Source organism: Trinickia acidisoli, assembly GCF_017315725.1.
GTDB lineage: Bacteria > Pseudomonadota > Gammaproteobacteria > Burkholderiales > Burkholderiaceae > Trinickia > Trinickia acidisoli.
The window spans coordinates 3,974,879-3,990,776 of record NZ_JAFLRG010000001.1 but is presented as its reverse complement, the minus strand read 5'-3'; the positions used below and the strand labels follow the sequence as shown (position 1 = coordinate 3,990,776).

Genomic DNA, 15,898 nt, shown 5'->3' with positions numbered 1-15,898 from the left:
ATGCCGGCCTTTCGCTTCGAAGCGATCGATACGGCGGGGCACGCGCAAAAGGGCGTGCTCGATGCGGACAGCGCGCGGTCGGCGCGCGCGCAGCTACGCACGCAAGGGCTGACGCCGCTCGTGGTCGAGCCGGCAGGCAGCGCGGCGCGTGGCGAGCGCAGCCGGCGCCTGGCGCTCGGGCGCAAGCTGTCGGCGCGCGAGCAGGCGATCCTGACGCGCCAGCTCGCGAGCCTCTTGACGGCCGGGTTGCCGCTCGACGAGGCGCTCGCGGTCCTGACCGACCAAGCCGAGCGCGACTACATTCGCGAGCTCGTCGCGGCGATTCGCGCGGAGGTGCTCGGCGGCCACTCGCTCGCCAATGCGCTCACGCAGCACCCGCGCGATTTTCCCGACATCTACCGCGCGCTCGTCGCGGCCGGCGAGCATACGGGTAAGCTCGGCCTCGTGCTCTCGCGGCTCGCCGATTACATCGAACAGCGCAATGCGCTCAAGCAGAAGATCGTATTGGCGTTTACCTACCCGGCCATCGTCACGCTGATCGCATTCGGTATCGTCACGTTCCTGCTCAGCTACGTGGTGCCGCAGGTCGTCAACGTGTTCGTGAGCACGAAGCAACAGCTACCGGTGCTGACGGTGATGATGATGGCGCTGTCGGGATTCGTGCGGCATTGGTGGTGGGCGATCCTGCTCGGCGTCCTATTCGTCGTTTATGTGACACGCGCGATTTTGTCGCAAGCGGGGCCGCGTTTCGCGTTCGACCGATGGCTGCTGACGGCACCGCTGGCGGGCAAGCTCGTGCGCGGCTACAACACCGTGCGCTTTGCGAGTACGCTCGCGATTCTCACCGCGGCGGGCGTGCCGATTCTGCGCGCGCTGCAAGCGGCGGGCGAGACGCTCAACAATCGAGCGATGCGCGGCAACGTCGACGATGCGATCGTGCGCGTGCGCGAGGGGACATCGCTGTCTCGCGCGCTCGGTAATACGAAAACGTTTCCGCCCGTGCTCGTGCACTTGATTCGCTCGGGCGAGGCGACGGGCGACGTGACGACGATGCTCGATCGCGCATCGGAAGGCGAGGCAAGCGAACTCGAACGCCGCACGATGTTTCTGACGAGTTTGCTCGAGCCGCTGTTGATTCTGGCGATGGGCGGGGTCGTGCTCGTGATCGTGCTTGCCGTCATGCTGCCGATCATCGATTTGAACAACATGGTGCAGTAGCGGGTGCGATAGCGGCCATGTTCGACGCCGGTGGGCGCGCTTCAGAAAAACGCGCGACCCATGCGGGACGTGCAGCTCAGCGCACGTAGATGGTCGGGCCGCCCGCGTTCGGCGCCAGAGGGACTTCCGAGCGCACGCCGTTGTGATCGATGATGATCGAGCGAGCGCGCACTTCGGCGAGCGTCGTACCGTCGGTGATCTTGCTGCCGAGCGCGATGGCGCGAGCCGGCGCATCGCCGACGCCCACGATCGCCGCGGCGCCTTCGCGCAGCGACAGAATGCCGATGAGCTTGATGTTGCGATTGACTTCGTGCGTGAGTTTGCCGCCGAACAGCGCGGCGGCGTCTTCGACGGACACGCTCGGCGCGACGGCGGCCGCCTGCGGCGGCGGCGCGGGATGCGCGGTGAGCAGGACGATCCAATAGGTGAGCGTCGCGCAGAAAACCGCGAACAGCGCGAACGACAGTAGGCGGATTTGGAGAGTATTCATGCGCGCCATTGTACGAGCTATTCTGGGCTTTGCGCGGTTGACGATTTCTGGCGAGCAGCCCCATTACAATCGGCGGCGCGATGCGAAGCGCGCTCGATGTGCTTGGCCGACAATTTATCGAACGAGGTAGCGAATGATGCAACTGTGGAACCAACGCCGTACCGATATCGCGACGCTGCGCGCGCGACGTCAGCGAGGCTTTACGCTGATCGAGATCATGGTCGTGATCGCGATTCTCGGCATTCTCGCCGCGCTCATCGTGCCCAAGATCATGAGCCGTCCCGACGAGGCACGCCGCGTCGCGGCCAAGCAGGACATCGGCACGATCATGCAGGCACTCAAGCTGTATCGGCTCGATAACGGGCGCTATCCCACCCAGGAGCAAGGGCTGCGCGCACTGATCGAAAAGCCCTCCACCGATCCGATCCCGAACAACTGGAAAGACGGCGGTTATCTCGAGCGCCTGCCGAACGATCCGTGGGGTAACGCCTATCAGTACTTGAATCCCGGTGTGCACGGCGAGGTCGACGTGTTCAGCTACGGTGCGGACGGCAAGCCCGGCGGCGAAGGCAACGATGCCGACATCGGCTCATGGCAGTAGCGCAGCGCATGCCGCGCGTCGCGCGCGGCTTCACGCTGCTCGAAATGATGGTCGTGCTCGTCATTGCGGGGCTGCTCGTGTCGCTCGCGTCGATTTCGCTCAAGCGCAATCCACGCACCGATCTGAACGAGCAGGCACAGCGCCTCGCGTTGCTGTTCGAGTCGGCTTCCGACGAAGCGCAGGTGCGCTCGCGTCCGATCGCTTGGCAGCCTGTGACGGGTGGATACCGGTTCGACATTCGCACCGCGGACGGCTGGCGCCCGCTGCTGCGCGACGATCTGCTGCGCCAGCGCGACTGGGAGGGTGGTGTGACCGATGTGACGATCGACTACCCAGGCTCCGACCTCCATCCGAATCGCCTCGTGTTCGGCGTGGAAAGCATCGGCCAGGCCGTGACCGTCACGCTCTACTCGTCCATCGGGCGCACGACGATCGTCGGCACCGGCAACGGCCGCTACGAGGTGCGTTGACATGCGCACCGTTCGTTCCACTCGTCCGGCTCATATCGCGTCGCGCGCCGGCGGCTTCACGATGATCGAGGTGCTCGTCGCGCTGGCGATCATCGCCGTCGCGCTGGCCGCGTCGTTGCGCGCCGTCGGCATGCTCGCGAACGACGAGGCCGATCTGCATCGGCGCCTCTTGGCCGGGTGGAGCGCCGACAATGCGTTGACTCAATTGCATCTGTCACGCGAATGGCCCGATCTCGGGACGCAATCGTTCGATTGCCCGCAAGGCAATTTGCCGCTGACCTGCACCGAGCGCGTGAGCGCGACGCCGAACCCGATTTTCCGCCGCGTCGAGGTGTCGGTCACGACGCCGGGGCACGCGGGCAATCTCGCCCAACTCGTCACGGTGGTCGCCAATGAGTCGAATCGTGCGCTCTGAACGTCGACGCGCCGCGCGGCGCGAGCGTGGATTCACGCTGATCGAGTTGATGGTCGCGATCACGATCCTCGCCGTCATCGCGATTCTTGCGTGGCGCGGGCTCGACCAGATCATGCGCGGCCGGCAGGCGATCTCGAGCGCGATGGAAGACGAACGCGTGTTCGTTCAGCTATTCGATCAGCTACGCGTGGACGCGCAGCAGGCGGCGACCGACGACGAAGTCGGGCAACCCGCCATCTCCGTTTCCGGCGATGCGCTGCAGATCGTGCGTGCGTTCGGGCTTTCGGGGGAGGCACCGCGTCTGCAAGTGGTGCGCTATCAAGTGACGAACGGGATCGTTACGCGTTTCGCATCGCCGCCCGTCGCAACCGTCGGTCAGTTGCGGCGAACGCTGGCGGCGTCGAGCAGCGGTGAAAATTGGACTGCCGTGCCGCTCATCTCTGGAGTCGGCAAGATCACCGCGCGTCTTTACGTGCCGCGCGTCGGCTGGACGACGCAGATGAGCGACGTCAGCGCCGAGATCGCGCGCAACAACAACAACGTGAAGGTGCCGCAGTTCGGCAACGCGCCGTTGCCGCGAGCGGTAACGGGCCTCGAGGTGTCGATCGGCGCGCCGTCTTTGCACGTGCCGATCCGGCGCATGTTTCTCGTCGGAGAATGACGATGCGTGCGCGACGGCCCTCGTTCAGTCACCCGGTTTCTCGGCCGCGCCTGGCGCTGCGCCGTCAGCGCGGCGCGGCCATCATCACCGCGTTGCTCGTCGTGACGCTTTCGGCGATCCTCGTCGCCGGCGTGCTCTGGCGGCAGCAAGTGCAAATTCGCCGTATCCAGAATCAGCGGCTGCTCACGCAAGCGCAATGGGTGGCGCGCGGCGCGGTCGATTGGACGCGCTTGATCCTGCGCTCGCAAGCGGATACGGCGCCGACCGTCACCTATCTGGGCGGCATCTGGGCCGTACCGATCGCCAAGACACGACTCTCTGATTTCATCGGCAAGTCGGGCGGGGCCGACGCTGGCGAGAGCGCGCAAACGTATCTGTCGGGCTCGATCGAGGACGCGCAAGCGAAGTTCAACCTGCACAACCTCGTGGCGATCCCGGCACCCGGCCTGCTTCAGGTGGATCAAACGGAGACGGCCGCGTTCGCCAGGCTGCTCTCGCTGCTCGGCCTGGACGGCGGTCTCGCGAAAACGGTCGCGGTGCAAATGCGCGCCTCGTTGATGCAGTCGGCCACGCGTTTTCAGAATCCGCTCAGCACCACGCTCGGTTCGGCGGCAGCCCCGCAACCGCAGCCAGGCGGCGCGGTGGGCGCGGGCAACGTCACGGACCAACCGGGCCTCGAAGGCGGCGACGACGAAAGCGCCGATGCGCGGCCGCTGCAGTTCACGAGCGTCGATTCGCTGCTGAACGTGCCCGGCTTCACACCCGAGATCGTGGCGCGGCTGCGCCCGTTCGTTACCGTGCTGCCCACGCGTACACCGGTCAACATGAACACGGCGCCGGCCGAAGTCATCGCCGCCATCGTGCCGGGTATGTCGCTATCGAGTGCGCAGGCCATGGTATCCCGGCGCGAGAGTGCGTTCTACATCAATACGGCCAGCGTACAACTCGCTTTACAGGGCTCGGGCGCGGCGCTGCCCCCGGGGACCGACCTCAGCCAGATTCCCATGGACGTGACGACGAGCTATTTTTTCGTGCATGGACGCGTACAGTACGAGCGGGCGGAGGTCGATCGCACGACGCTCATTTATCGCGATCCGCTGACGCACACGACGCGCGTGGTGCGCGTGCGCGATCAGCTTTGAACCCGATTTAAACCAGGAGAGAGCGGGCCTTGAGCACGTTGATCGTCTTACTGCCGCCGCGAGATCCGGCGGTGCCGTCGCAAGAGTGGCAGCTCCCCGAGATGCCGTTCGTGCTGCTCGACAAGAGCGGGCGCAAGGAGCGCGCGGGCCGTGCGGCGCTCGCCTTCTTGCCGCGCGCGTCCACCACGGTGCTGATCGTCGCGGCGCGCGACATGCTGATGCTTGCCGCCGTGCTGCCGCCGGTCAAGGGGCAGCGGCTCAAGCAGGCGTTGCCGAACGTCGTGGAGGATTACCTCATCCAGGATGCGCAAACCTGCCACATCGCGCTCGACCCACAGCCGATCCCAGGCGGCAAGCGCATGATGGCCATCGTCGATCGAGGCTGGTTTCGCTTCATCGTCGAGGCCTTCAATGCGGCGGGCCACCGGAGCCTGCGTGCCGTGCCGGTCACGCGGTGCTTACCGACGCCGATGACCGAAGCGGCCGCCGCGCAGCCGGCTCCAGCCGAAGGGGTGGCTGCCGTCGGTGCGCTCAATGGCATGCCGGCGCCGACACTGGCCGGGCCCACGCCGCTCGTCGCGGCCGTCCTCGGGACGGTGGCGCAGACGGCGCCCGCGATCTTGGCGGATGCCGCGCTCTCGGCCACGCCGGAGCCGACGCTGCTCGACACCACGGAGCCGCGCGTCGAACTCGCCCTCGCCCGGGGCGATCACGGCGAGGGGCTCGCGGTACCGCTTTCGGCGCTCGGCACGACGCTTGCGGCACTGGCCGGCGAAGCGAGCGTCACGGTGTACGAGCTGACGGGGCTGCCGGGCGGCGAACCGACGCTGGCCGGCGAGGCTGTACCCGCGCACGGCGTGCACGTGGGTGTCGCTCCGCTGCCGTTCGAGACGCTTGCGCGCAACGCGCTCGCCAGCCGCTTCGACCTGTGCCAGTTCGAGTTCGAATCGCGGCCGTGGCGGCTCGATCGCGCGACGCTGCGCCGGTTGCGGGTACCGATCGCGCTTGGCGTCGTGGCGTTGCTGGTTGCCGTGGTAGGCGCCAACATTCAGTGGATGACCCTCGCGCGCGAGCGCGATGCGCTCAATGCGCAAATGACGGAGCTGTTGTTGAACGCCTTCCCGAGGACGACCGTCGTGCTCGATCCGGCGTCGCAAATGACGACGCAGCTCGAGCATCTGCGTGTCGCCGCCGGCGAATTGTCGCCCGATGATTACCTCTCGGTCGCGGCGCGTCTCGATCGTTCGCTCGGGGGCATCCCCGTCAACGGCATTGCGGCGCTCGATTACCACGATCGACGTCTCGACGTGACATTCAAGCCTGGCGTCAAGCCTGACGCGGGATTCGCGCAGCGGCTCGCACAGAACGGGCTCGTCGGCGACATCGATACGAACACCGGTAATTGGGTCATTCGAAACGGGGGCGGTCAATGAATCTAGGCGCATTCGGTGATGTCTGGGCCGGCTTCTGGGAGCCGCGCACCGGACGAGAAAAATTGTTGCTGACTTGGGGTGCCGCGGCCATCGGCGTCGTCGTCGCCTATTCAGTGCTGTGGGCGCCGGCACAGCAAGGCCGCGCGCACTTGCGGGACACGCTGCCGGCGATGCAGCGCGAGATCGCGCAGATGACCGCACAGGCCGACGAAGCGCGCGCGCTCGCGCCGGCCGCGCAAGGCGCCACGCCCACGGGCGGTGCGCTGCGCGATGCGCTGTCCGCCTCTCTGACGCAGGCGGGCCTCGCGACGACGCAGGTGCGCTTGACAGGCGATGCGGTGCAGATCGATGCGAAGAACGCTTCGTTTCCGGCTTGGACGATGTGGCTCGACGATGCGCGCAAGCAATTCAAAGTACGCGTCACCGAGCTGCACGCGACGGCGCTGGCGGCCGACGGGCAAGTCGACCTCACGGTGGCGCTGCAGCCGGCTACGACTCCCGCGAGATCCGAGCAATGACCGCGGTGCGCATGAGTTGGGCGGGCGGCGCGCCGCTGCCATGCCGAGCAAGAGGTTGCGCATGAACTCGGGATGGCGGCGCTTGCTCGCCGTGCTGCCGTGGCTCGTCATTGCCGTCGTGTCGTGCGGCGTGACGCTCGTCGCCATGATGCCGGCCGCCTGGATCACGCCGCAGTTCGCCAAGGCCACGCAGGGCCACGTCAATCTGATCGAGCCGGCGGGCTCGTTGTGGCACGGCTCCGCCGCACTCGTACTGGCGGCGGGCCCGGACGCCGGCGCGGGCACCCTGTTGCCTGGGCGCGTGCAATGGCAGACGGCGTTCTGGCCGCTGCTGACGGGCCACTTGAGCATGAGCATGCGGCAGACGCCGGCGATGCCCGATCCGATCCAAGTCGCCGCCGCGCCGCGAGGTGCCATGATCTCGGCGGGGCAAATCGCCGTACCGGCGGCGCTGCTCGCGGGGTTGGGGGCGCCGTTCAACACGCTCGACTTGCATGGCGCCGTGCAGCTTTCATGGACGCCGTGGCGGCTGCTCGGCGCGCGGACGTACGGGCAACTCGTCGTCACGTTGACCGACATGAGTTCGCGCGTATCGCCCGTCAAACCGCTGGGTTCTTACCGTGTCGCGCTGCAAGCGCAAGGCGATACGTCGACGATCGATCTGTCGACCCTCAATGGGCCGTTGATGCTGAGCGGGCATGGCGCCATCACGGCAACCACGACCTCGTTCCACGGGAAAGCGAGCGCGGTGGGCGCGGCCAGCGACAATCTGGCGGGGCTGCTCAACTTGCTTGGGCGTCCGACCGGCGATGGGGCGATCGCGCTCGACTACACGCGGTAGCGGGCGAGGTGGTCGGCGCAGCCGCTCAGCCCCACGCGCGAGGCCGAGCGACGTCGGCGTGTCATTCGCTTCGTGTCGACGTGCCGGCGGACGCAGCCGCGGCCGGTGCCGCAGCGGCCGCCGCCGGTGCGCAGGCCGAAGGTGCCGGTGCCGCCATGTCGCCGTTTTCGCGATTCATCTGCGCGACGTTCCATCCGCCTCCGAGCGCCTTCACGAGGCCGACCGACGAAACCATCCGCTCGCTCGCCAGATTCTCGAGCTTTTGCTCGGCGGCAAAGGCGGTCGTTTGCGCGGTCAGCACGCTGACGTAGTCGACGGTGCCGGCCTTGTACTCGTTGGTGACGATGGCGAGCGCTTGTTTGGCGGAATCGACGGCCTGCCGCTGGATGACGACCTCCCGCGCGAGGATGCGTTGCGAGGCGAGATTGTCTTCGACGTCCTGGAACGCGGCGAGCACCGTTTGCCGGTACACGGCCGCCTGCTGGTCGTAAGCGGCGCGCGCCGCTTCGGTCTGCGCGTGCCGCAGACCGCCGTCGAACAGCGTCGCCGCGAGCTCGGGGCCGACGGTCCAGAACCGCGACGGCAGCGTGAAGAGTTGCGACAGCACCGAGTTTTGGAATCCGCCTTGCGCCGACAGCGTCAGCGAGGGGAAGTAGGCGGAGATGGCGACGCCGATTTGCTCGTTGGCCTCGGCGGTGCGGCGCTCGGCGCCCGCGATGTCGGGCCGGCGCTCGAGCAGCGCAGAGGGTACGTCGACGGGTACCGTCGGCGGTTCGGCCTCGAGCGGGATCGAGGGAATCGAGAAGCTCGACGCGCTTTGCCCAACGAGCACGGCGATCGCATGTTCGTCCTGCGCGCGCGCCACGCCATTGTCGATCGCGGAGGCCTGAGCCGACTGTAGTTGCGTTTGTGCCTGAATCACGTCCGAGCGTGCGGCGACGCCCTGCGCATATTGGTTTTGCGTCAGCTTGAGCGCCTTCGCGTAAGCCGCGACGGTGTCGTCCAGTAGCTTTTGCATCGCATCGAGCGCGCGGAGTTGAAAGTAGGTTTGCGCGAGCGTGGCCTGGGCCGACAACCGCGCGTTCGCGAGATCGGCCGCCGCGCCCTGCCGCCCAGCCTCCTGAGCCGAGACGGTGCGGCTCACCTTGCCCCAGAGATCGGGCTCCCACGACGCATCGAGCGATGCGCTGAACGCATTGCCGATGCTCGACGTTGCGCCCGTCGAGGCGAGCGTGCTGTTGCGCGACACCTGCTGCCCCGAGCGCGTCGCGCTGGCCGAGAGCCCGAGCGTCGGGAAATACGCCGCGCGGGCTTCGCCGACGAGCGCGCGCGCTTGCCGGTAAGCTGCCGCGTACTGTGCGATCGTTTGGTTGGACGTATCGAGTTCGCCCATGAGCGCGGAGAGCCGGTCGTCGTGATAGATCGACCACCACGGGCCACGGTCGGTTCGGTCGGCCGGCTCGGCCACTTTCCATCCGGCCGGCGTTTCCTTGTATGCCGCAGCTGCCGGCGTGCTCGGACGGTGATAGTTGGGGCCGACGGCGCATCCGGCGAGCGCGGCGGCTACCGCGCAGGCAAGCGCGGTGGTGAGGCGAGCCGTCCGAGGAGCGGCGAGGAAAGGTGTGCGATGACGCGGCATGCCGGCGAGAGTTTCGATGGAGTGCGATGGAGATTCGCCCGATGGTAACGCAGGCGGCGCGCGGCCTGCGTTACCGCACGTTACGGTCGTTACCGCTGCTACCCCGAATCCCGGCCGACGGCTAGTTACAGGACTGAACCATCATTGCATAGAAAAATATTGACAGGGCAATCAAATATCGCGATATTGGCGCGCAATGGAATGCTCGAGCGAGTTGTCCGAGGGGCTCGCGTGATCAAAAAAGGAGAATACGCATGGCAAATGCGGCTTCCGCGGCGGCACGGCCGCAGGCGGGTCCCGCCCCGCTTGCGGGCGGCACGCTGGCACTGCTGACGGTCGGTCTCGCTTTCGGCACGTTCATGGAGGTGCTCGACACCTCGATCGCGAACGTCGCGGTGCCGACGATTTCAGGCAGCCTGGGCGTGGCCACGAGCGACGGCACCTGGGTCATTTCGTCGTACTCCGTGGCCGCGGCGATCGCAGTGCCGCTGACCGGCTGGCTCGCGCGCCGCGTCGGCGAAGTGCGGCTGTTCACGATCTCGGTATTGGCCTTCACGCTCGCGTCGGCCCTATGCGGCTTGGCCGTGAATTTCCCGTCGCTGATCGCGTGCCGTTTGCTGCAAGGGCTCGTATCGGGACCGATGGTTCCGCTTTCGCAGACGATTCTCATGCGCAGCTATCCGCCGCAAAAGCGTGGTTTGGCGTTGGGGCTGTGGGCGATGACGGTGATCGTCGCGCCGATCTTTGGGCCCGTCATGGGGGGCTGGATCACCGATAACTACACGTGGCCCTGGATCTTCTACATCAATTTGCCGATCGGCCTCATCTCGGCTGCATCGGCGTTCTTTCTGCTGCGCGGGCGCGAAACGAAGACGAGCAAGCAGCGGATCGACGCAGTCGGCCTCGGCCTGCTCGTCATCGGCATATCTTGCCTGCAGATGATGCTCGATCTCGGCAAAGACCGCGATTGGTTCAATTCGCCGTTCATCGTCTCGCTCGCGCTGATTGCCGCCGTCGCCCTCGCCTTCCTGCTTGCCTGGGAAATCACCGAGAAGACGCCCGTCATCGATTTGACGCTGTTCAAAGACCGCAACTTCGCCCTCGGCGCGCTGATCATCTTTCTCGGCTATATGACGTTCTTCGGATCGGTCGTCATCTTTCCGCTGTGGCTGCAGACGGTGATGGGCTACACGGCCGGTCTCGCCGGGCTCGCGACGGCGCCGGTCGGCCTGCTCGCGCTGGTGCTCTCGCCGATTATCGGGCGCAATCTGCATCGGCTCGACCTGCGCATGGTCGCCAGCTTCGCGTTCACGGTGTTCGCGATCGTCTCGGTCTGGAACGGCACCTTCACGCTCGACGTGCCGTTCAATCACGTCATCCTGCCGCGGATCGTGCAGGGCATCGGCGTTGCCTGCTTCTTCGTGCCGATGACCACGATCACGCTGTCGAGCATTCCCGATGAGCGGCTCGCCAGCGCGTCGGGCCTCTCGAACTTTTTGCGCACGCTTGCGGGCGCAATCGGCACGGCGATCAGCACGACCTATTGGGAGAACGACGCGATCTACCACCACGCAGTCCTCGCCGAATCCGTCAATGCGTATTCGTCGAACACCGTCGCCTATCAGAACGCGCTCGGCAACCTCGGCGTCACCGGCGACGGTATCGGCGCGCAGTTGAACGCGCTCGTCACCCAGCAGGGCTTCATGATGGCGACGAACGACTTCTTCCGGATTTCCTGCGCAGCGTTCGTGCTGCTGGCCGTGCTCGTCTGGATCACGAAACCGAAGCGCGGCGCCGGCGCCTCGATGGGGCACTGACGCGCGGCCAGGCGCGAAGCGGCTTACTGCGGCGGCTGTGCTTGCGCGGGTTGCGCGGGTTGCGCGGTCTCGGTTCCCGATCGGACGAATTGCTTGAAATCGGCCGTTGCCCGCCAAGGGTTCGGCCGGCAGCCGGCAAGCGGGCGATCGCAGTGTGCGGAAAACCCGATCGTCGACGAACCGTCGGGATTGTGTGCAAGCGTGACTTGGAACGCGGGGGCGCTGCCGCCGCCCGCGGGGCCGGCCGTCTCGATCGCTTCGTGGGTGTCCGTCCGCAATGGGTATTGCGCGTGTTGCGTGACCCATTGGTGCGCGCGTTGCCACCAGAGGTCGCATTCGCCGCCGCGGCACACGAGCGGCTTCGTCGCGATTTGCATCGTTTCCGGATCGACCTGATTGGTCGCAGCGCATCCCGCGATGAGTGCACAGGCGATCACCGATCCTAGCTTTTTCATGCGAACGCCCTCCTCGTTCTCGGGCGCTGCAATTAGCGTGCCTCTAGCTTCAGACAGGCCCCGCGCGCCGGCGTTCGCACGGAGCGAAGCGCGGCGGGTGGCCAGGGCCTCGCCTATACGCTGAAGCGTTCGAGCGTATAGGCGCGGTAGTCGTTGACGAAATCGTCGAACGAGCCCGGCGCGTCGCGCCGTTCGAGTTCGGTGTGCTCGACGAGCGAGCGCTCGACCAGTAGGCGCGCCGCCTGCAAAGCATCCGCCTCGAGCGGCCGAGCGCGGAAATACGCGGCATGCGCCTCGCTTTGCGCCAAGCCGAAATCGAGGAAAGACTGGCCGCGCTCGCGCATCGTGCGCAGCACATGAGCGGAAGGCGTCGTGTCGGGATCGGCAAGCTTGGCGCGCTGCGCGGCAACGGCGCGCACGTGCGCGCCGTTGCCGCCAAGCGCATCGAGCGCACGCGCGGCGGTCTCGATGCGCTCGAACAGTTCGTCGGCCCAGTCGCGCATCGATACGGCGCGGCCCTCGCGCATCAGCGTCAGGCCGGGTTTGCGGCCTTCGAGCGTGACGCGGCCGAAATTCGCATTCGCCTCGGCATAGGCCGCAGGCGGCAGCGTCGGGCTGTCCTCGAGCGCGCAAACCAGCAGATACGCATCGAGAAAGCGCGCCGTTTCGACCGAGATGCCGCACGGTTCGAACGGATCGATGTCGAGACAGCGCACCTCGACATACTGCACACCGCGCGACGCGAGCGCATGCAAGGGGCGCTCGCCCGAATGCGTGACGCGTTTGGGCCGAATCGTCGAATAGAACTCGTTCTCGATCTGCAGCACGTTCGTATTGAGCTGCACCCAGTCGCCGTCGCGATGCGTGCCGATCGACTCGTAGGGCGGATACGGCTCGCTGACGGCGCGCGCGAGCGCTTCCAGATAGCCGGGCAACGTGTCGTAATTGGGCTGCAACGCCGCCTGCGCCGTCGTGTTCGAGTAGCCGAGATCGCTCATGCGCAGGCTCGTCGCGTAGGGGCGGTAGAGCGTGCTTTCGTCGAACGTTTCGAGCGTGTGCGGGCGGCCTCGCAGGAACGCTCTGTCGAGCACGGGCGATGCGCCGAACAGATACATCAGCAGCCAGTTCGTGCGGCGGAAATTGCGGATCAAAGCCAGGTAGCACGCCGATTGGAAGTCGACGGCGGTGGCGGACGTCGGGCGTCGCGCATGCAGCAGACGCCACGCCTCCTCGCTGAGCGAGAAGTTGTAGTGAATGCCGGCAATGCACTGCATCGTGCGCCCGTACCGGAGCGCAAGCCCATGCCGGTAGACGTGCTTGAGCCTGCCGATATTCGACGTGCCGTATTCGGCGATGGGGATGTCGTCGTCTGCCGGCAGGCGGCCTGGCATCGAGTCGGTCCAGAGCAATTCGTCGCCGAGTTGCGAATAAACGAAGCGGTGCAGTTCGTCGAGCTGCGCGATCAGGTGTTCGACGCTCGCCTCGGCCGGCGTGATGATCTCGAGCAGGGCCTCGGAATAGTCGGTCGTGAGCAGCGGATGCGTGAGCGCCGAGCCGAACGCGCGCGGATGCGCGGTCATCGCAAGCGCGCCGTCGCGCTCGATGCGCAGGCTTTCCTTCTCGATTCCGCGCAAGCCACGGGCGAGCACGCCCTGCGCCGCCGGTGACGTCAACACCGACAAGCGCTGCGCGAATGCTTCCAACCTGGATGGTGTTTGGATATCTGACATCGAAGCCGATCGAGGCACCGGGCCGTGCTGCGCAAGGCGCCTCGATGCAATTATTTTTGGGTAGCGGGCACTTTAACACCGCGCCGAGAACCTCGCTTGCGGCCAATGCGGGCAAGGGAAAGCGGCCGCTCGGACGGCGGCGGATCGTGCGTGTGCGGGGTTCTCGATCGACCCATGCGACGCTTGCGGCACAAGCGATCGCGAGGCGCGCGGCGACTCAGCGGTTACTCCGCGGCTACCCGCCGCGGACACCGCCTGCTCGATCGGCGATTTCATTCCAGAGATGCATGGCCGCATACGCGCGATAGGGGCGCCATGTCCGCGTGCGCACCCGCTGAGCGGGGGCGCGCGTGAGCGAGGGATCGCGTGCGGCGATCGACTGCATCAGGACGAGGTCGGTGGACGGAAAAGCGTCGACGTCGCGCCATGCGCGCATCGCGATGTATTCGACCGTCCACGGGCCGATGCCCGGCAGCGCGAGCAGCGCAGCACGCGCGTCGGCCAAAGCGGCGGCCGGCAGGCGGGCGGCATGGATGTCGTCGATCGGCACGGCGCCCGAGGCCACGGCGCGGGCGAGCCCTTGCAGGGCGGCGACGCGCTTACCCGGCATGCCGATTTGCGCGAGATCGGCGTTGGCGAGCGCGGCCGGGCTCGGGAAGCGCCAGGCCGTGCCCGGATGCGGATGATCGTCGATGCGCCGGCCCGCGCGGACGACGAGGCGGCCGATCAGCGTCGTCGCGGCTTTGACGCTGACCTGCTGGCCGACGATCGCTCGCACGACGAGTTCGAATGCCGACCAGGCGCCGGGCAGGCGCAGGCCCGGCGCCGCCTCGACGAGCGGCGCGAGCCACGCATCGCGCGCGAGGTGACGGCCGATGGCGGCCGGGTCTGCGTCGACGTCGAACATCGTGGCGACGTGCGGTGCGAGCGCTTCGGCATAGCCGCTTGCGTCGCCTTCGATCGTCACGACGAGACGGTGCTTGCGCGCATGGCGCGCCACGCAGAGCGTGCCGCTCGCGCCGTCCCACTCGATCGCGCGCCGGTAGGTACCGTCCTCGATCGCTTCGACGCCGGGCGTCGCGCGCCCGGCAAAGAAGCGCAGCACGCGCGTCCAGTCGTAGGGTGCCTTGAACGGCAATTCGAAACTGACGGCGAGTACGGTGCTCAAGCTGCGTCGTCCATGTCGTTGATGTTGCGATTGCGGCGAACCCGGGCGTTTTCGCCGTTTTCGCCATTCTCGCCGCGCTCGCCCGGCGCCTGTTCGACGCCGCCGTGCCGCGCTTCGGCGTCGAGCAACGCCGCCTTGCGCGCAAGGCCCCAGCGATAGCCGGCGAGCGATCCGCCCTTTTGCAGGACGCGGTGACAGGGAATGGCGAGGGCGACCTGATTCGACGCGCACGCGCTCGCCACGGCCCGCACCGCGCGCGGGACACCCAGCAATTCGGCGATCTGCGTGTAGCTGCGCGTTTCGCCGTAAGGGATGTGGCGCAGCGCGTCCCATACCCGCTGGCGAAAGGCCGTCGTGCTGACATCGAGCGGCAGGTCGAATGTCTCGCGCCGGCCGCGCAGGTAGGCGTCGATTTGGTCGATGAAAGGCGCGATGCGGGCTTGATCCTCCACCAGTTCGGCGTTGGCGAAGGCGTGCCGAAGCGATTGAGCGAGTTCGACGGCGTCATCGCCGAAGGCGATGCGGCAAATGCCCTTGTCGGTTGCCGCAACGAGCACTTGGCCGAGCGCCGTGGCGGCGCTCGCGTAATGCACGCGCAGCCCTTCGCCCTTTTTCCGATACGCGGACGGCGCCATGCCGAGTTCGCCGGCGACGCTGTCATAGAGCCGCGAAGGCGAGTTGAAGCCCGCGTCGAGCGCGGCCCGCGTGACCCCTTCGCCGCGCTGAAGCGCTTCGCGCAGCGCGGCGCCTCGCCGGGCGGCCTGATATTCGCGCGGCGACACGCCGACGATGCGTTTGAACAGCCGCTGCAGATGAAACGGGCTCACGTGCACGGCTTCGCTGAGTTGTGCGAGCGTCAGGCGCGCTTGCGGATCGGCGTCGAGGGCCGCGCAAGCGCGCTCGACGATGGCCATGTCGCGCGGCAGCCCGTCCGGGCGACAGCGTTTGCACGGCCGAAAGCCTGCCGCGCACGCGTCGTCGGTCGTGGCGTAGAAGGCGACGTTTTCGCGGCGCGGCAGGCGCGAAGCGCACGAGGGGCGGCAGAAGACGCCGGTTGTCGCGACGGCATAGAAGAACGCGCCGTCCGCCTGCGCGTCGCGCTCGACGACGGCATCCCAGCGTTCGGCATCCGTGTGATAGGCGGTATTCATGATCTTCCTCGACATTGGCTCGGTGGACGATGCCAACTCTATGCGTCCTCGCTCGCGACCGCGCGCCGAATGTTGCGCTGTCATTCCCAATGCGTCACGGCGTGGCGCGATATTTGATTCGACCCCACGAAAAGTCGTAGCTCATTCAC

The 15,898-nt window shown here is 66.9% G+C and carries 16 protein-coding genes; 10 read left to right on the top strand and 6 right to left on the bottom strand.

Annotated elements, in window-relative coordinates:
• Nucleotides 1-1,218: a type II secretion system inner membrane protein GspF gene (gspF, locus tag J3485_RS18315; RefSeq protein ID WP_206955512.1), complete on the top strand. Its 1,218-nt coding sequence runs from the start codon at nucleotides 1-3 to the stop codon at nucleotides 1,216-1,218.
• A 76-nt stretch (nucleotides 1,219-1,294) separates the two neighbouring features.
• Here the strand turns inward: gspF and J3485_RS18310 are convergent, their stop codons facing one another.
• The gene (locus J3485_RS18310; RefSeq protein WP_206955511.1) at nucleotides 1,295-1,708 is read right to left on the bottom strand and encodes a general secretion pathway protein GspC; all 414 of its coding nucleotides are present in this window, start codon (nucleotides 1,706-1,708) and stop codon (nucleotides 1,295-1,297) included.
• A gap of 136 nt (nucleotides 1,709-1,844) precedes the next feature.
• Here J3485_RS18310 and gspG point away from each other — a divergent pair, with 136 nt between their 5' ends.
• From gspG to gspN, 8 genes are all read left to right on the top strand, one after another.
• Complete coding sequence (gene gspG, locus J3485_RS18305) at nucleotides 1,845-2,309, top strand: type II secretion system major pseudopilin GspG (RefSeq protein ID WP_206955872.1); 465 nt, start codon at nucleotides 1,845-1,847, stop codon at nucleotides 2,307-2,309.
• The gene (locus tag J3485_RS18300; RefSeq protein WP_206955510.1) at nucleotides 2,300-2,779 is read left to right on the top strand and encodes a GspH/FimT family pseudopilin; all 480 of its coding nucleotides are present in this window, start codon (nucleotides 2,300-2,302) and stop codon (nucleotides 2,777-2,779) included. Before gspG ends, J3485_RS18300 begins: the two co-directional genes overlap by 10 nt.
• Before the next feature lies 1 nt (nucleotide 2,780).
• Nucleotides 2,781-3,194, top strand: a complete 414-nt coding sequence (gspI, locus tag J3485_RS18295; protein ID WP_206955509.1) for a type II secretion system minor pseudopilin GspI — start codon at nucleotides 2,781-2,783, stop codon at nucleotides 3,192-3,194.
• A complete protein-coding gene (locus J3485_RS18290) occupies nucleotides 3,172-3,855 on the top strand; it encodes a PulJ/GspJ family protein (protein ID WP_206955508.1) in 684 nt (227 codons plus the stop codon). The genes gspI and J3485_RS18290 overlap by 23 nt, the downstream gene beginning before the upstream one ends.
• 2 nt (nucleotides 3,856-3,857) lie before the next feature.
• Nucleotides 3,858-4,997, top strand: a complete 1,140-nt coding sequence (gspK, locus tag J3485_RS18285; protein ID WP_206955507.1) for a type II secretion system minor pseudopilin GspK — start codon at nucleotides 3,858-3,860, stop codon at nucleotides 4,995-4,997.
• A 29-nt stretch (nucleotides 4,998-5,026) separates the two neighbouring features.
• Complete coding sequence (gspL, locus tag J3485_RS18280) at nucleotides 5,027-6,430, top strand: type II secretion system protein GspL (RefSeq protein ID WP_206955506.1); 1,404 nt, start codon at nucleotides 5,027-5,029, stop codon at nucleotides 6,428-6,430.
• Nucleotides 6,427-6,948: a type II secretion system protein M gene (locus tag J3485_RS18275; RefSeq protein ID WP_206955505.1), complete on the top strand. Its 522-nt coding sequence runs from the start codon at nucleotides 6,427-6,429 to the stop codon at nucleotides 6,946-6,948. The genes gspL and J3485_RS18275 overlap by 4 nt, the downstream gene beginning before the upstream one ends.
• A gap of 61 nt (nucleotides 6,949-7,009) precedes the next feature.
• The gene (gene gspN, locus J3485_RS18270; protein WP_206955504.1) at nucleotides 7,010-7,789 is read left to right on the top strand and encodes a type II secretion system protein N; all 780 of its coding nucleotides are present in this window, start codon (nucleotides 7,010-7,012) and stop codon (nucleotides 7,787-7,789) included.
• Nucleotides 7,790-7,850: 61 nt separating this feature from the next.
• On the opposite strand, the gene J3485_RS18265 is transcribed toward gspN, so the two are convergent.
• Entirely contained in the window at nucleotides 7,851-9,428 is a 1,578-nt protein-coding gene (locus tag J3485_RS18265) for an efflux transporter outer membrane subunit (RefSeq protein ID WP_206955503.1), read from the bottom strand.
• A gap of 254 nt (nucleotides 9,429-9,682) precedes the next feature.
• Here J3485_RS18265 and J3485_RS18260 point away from each other — a divergent pair, with 254 nt between their 5' ends.
• Complete coding sequence (locus tag J3485_RS18260) at nucleotides 9,683-11,245, top strand: DHA2 family efflux MFS transporter permease subunit (protein WP_206955502.1); 1,563 nt, start codon at nucleotides 9,683-9,685, stop codon at nucleotides 11,243-11,245.
• 23 nt (nucleotides 11,246-11,268) lie between these two features.
• Here the strand turns inward: J3485_RS18260 and J3485_RS18255 are convergent, their stop codons facing one another.
• The 4 genes from J3485_RS18255 to ada all read right to left on the bottom strand — a co-directional run bounded on the left by J3485_RS18255 (nucleotide 11,269) and on the right by ada (nucleotide 15,749).
• The gene (locus J3485_RS18255) at nucleotides 11,269-11,700 is read right to left on the bottom strand and encodes a hypothetical protein (protein WP_206955501.1); all 432 of its coding nucleotides are present in this window, start codon (nucleotides 11,698-11,700) and stop codon (nucleotides 11,269-11,271) included.
• Nucleotides 11,701-11,813: 113 nt separating this feature from the next.
• Nucleotides 11,814-13,430 (bottom strand): glutamate--cysteine ligase, encoded by a 1,617-nt coding sequence (gshA, locus tag J3485_RS18250; protein ID WP_206955500.1) that lies wholly within the window; start codon nucleotides 13,428-13,430, stop codon nucleotides 11,814-11,816.
• A gap of 235 nt (nucleotides 13,431-13,665) precedes the next feature.
• Entirely contained in the window at nucleotides 13,666-14,598 is a 933-nt protein-coding gene (locus tag J3485_RS18245) for a DNA-3-methyladenine glycosylase family protein (protein WP_206955499.1), read from the bottom strand.
• The gene (gene ada, locus J3485_RS18240; RefSeq protein WP_242538606.1) at nucleotides 14,595-15,749 is read right to left on the bottom strand and encodes a bifunctional DNA-binding transcriptional regulator/O6-methylguanine-DNA methyltransferase Ada; all 1,155 of its coding nucleotides are present in this window, start codon (nucleotides 15,747-15,749) and stop codon (nucleotides 14,595-14,597) included. The genes J3485_RS18245 and ada overlap by 4 nt, the downstream gene beginning before the upstream one ends.
• Between the last annotated feature and the right edge of the window lie 149 nt (nucleotides 15,750-15,898).

What these genes read in the sequence shown, in the direction of transcription:
- gspF (WP_206955512.1), top strand. Translation starts at nt 1, where the DNA reads ATGCCGGCCTTTCGCTTCGAAGCGATCGATACGGCGGGGCACGCGCAA.
- J3485_RS18310 (WP_206955511.1), bottom strand. Translation starts at nt 1,708, where the DNA reads ATGAATACTCTCCAAATCCGCCTACTGTCGTTCGCGCTGTTCGCGGTT.
- gspG (WP_206955872.1), top strand. Translation starts at nt 1,845, where the DNA reads ATGCAACTGTGGAACCAACGCCGTACCGATATCGCGACGCTGCGCGCG.
- J3485_RS18300 (WP_206955510.1), top strand. Translation starts at nt 2,300, where the DNA reads ATGGCAGTAGCGCAGCGCATGCCGCGCGTCGCGCGCGGCTTCACGCTG.
- gspI (WP_206955509.1), top strand. Translation starts at nt 2,781, where the DNA reads ATGCGCACCGTTCGTTCCACTCGTCCGGCTCATATCGCGTCGCGCGCC.
- J3485_RS18290 (WP_206955508.1), top strand. Translation starts at nt 3,172, where the DNA reads ATGAGTCGAATCGTGCGCTCTGAACGTCGACGCGCCGCGCGGCGCGAG.
- gspK (WP_206955507.1), top strand. Translation starts at nt 3,858, where the DNA reads ATGCGTGCGCGACGGCCCTCGTTCAGTCACCCGGTTTCTCGGCCGCGC.
- J3485_RS18275 (WP_206955505.1), top strand. Translation starts at nt 6,427, where the DNA reads ATGAATCTAGGCGCATTCGGTGATGTCTGGGCCGGCTTCTGGGAGCCG.
- gspN (WP_206955504.1), top strand. Translation starts at nt 7,010, where the DNA reads ATGAACTCGGGATGGCGGCGCTTGCTCGCCGTGCTGCCGTGGCTCGTC.
- J3485_RS18265 (WP_206955503.1), bottom strand. Translation starts at nt 9,428, where the DNA reads ATGCCGCGTCATCGCACACCTTTCCTCGCCGCTCCTCGGACGGCTCGC.
- J3485_RS18260 (WP_206955502.1), top strand. Translation starts at nt 9,683, where the DNA reads ATGGCAAATGCGGCTTCCGCGGCGGCACGGCCGCAGGCGGGTCCCGCC.
- J3485_RS18255 (WP_206955501.1), bottom strand. Translation starts at nt 11,700, where the DNA reads ATGAAAAAGCTAGGATCGGTGATCGCCTGTGCACTCATCGCGGGATGC.
- gshA (WP_206955500.1), bottom strand. Translation starts at nt 13,430, where the DNA reads ATGTCAGATATCCAAACACCATCCAGGTTGGAAGCATTCGCGCAGCGC.
- ada (WP_242538606.1), bottom strand. Translation starts at nt 15,749, where the DNA reads ATGAATACCGCCTATCACACGGATGCCGAACGCTGGGATGCCGTCGTC.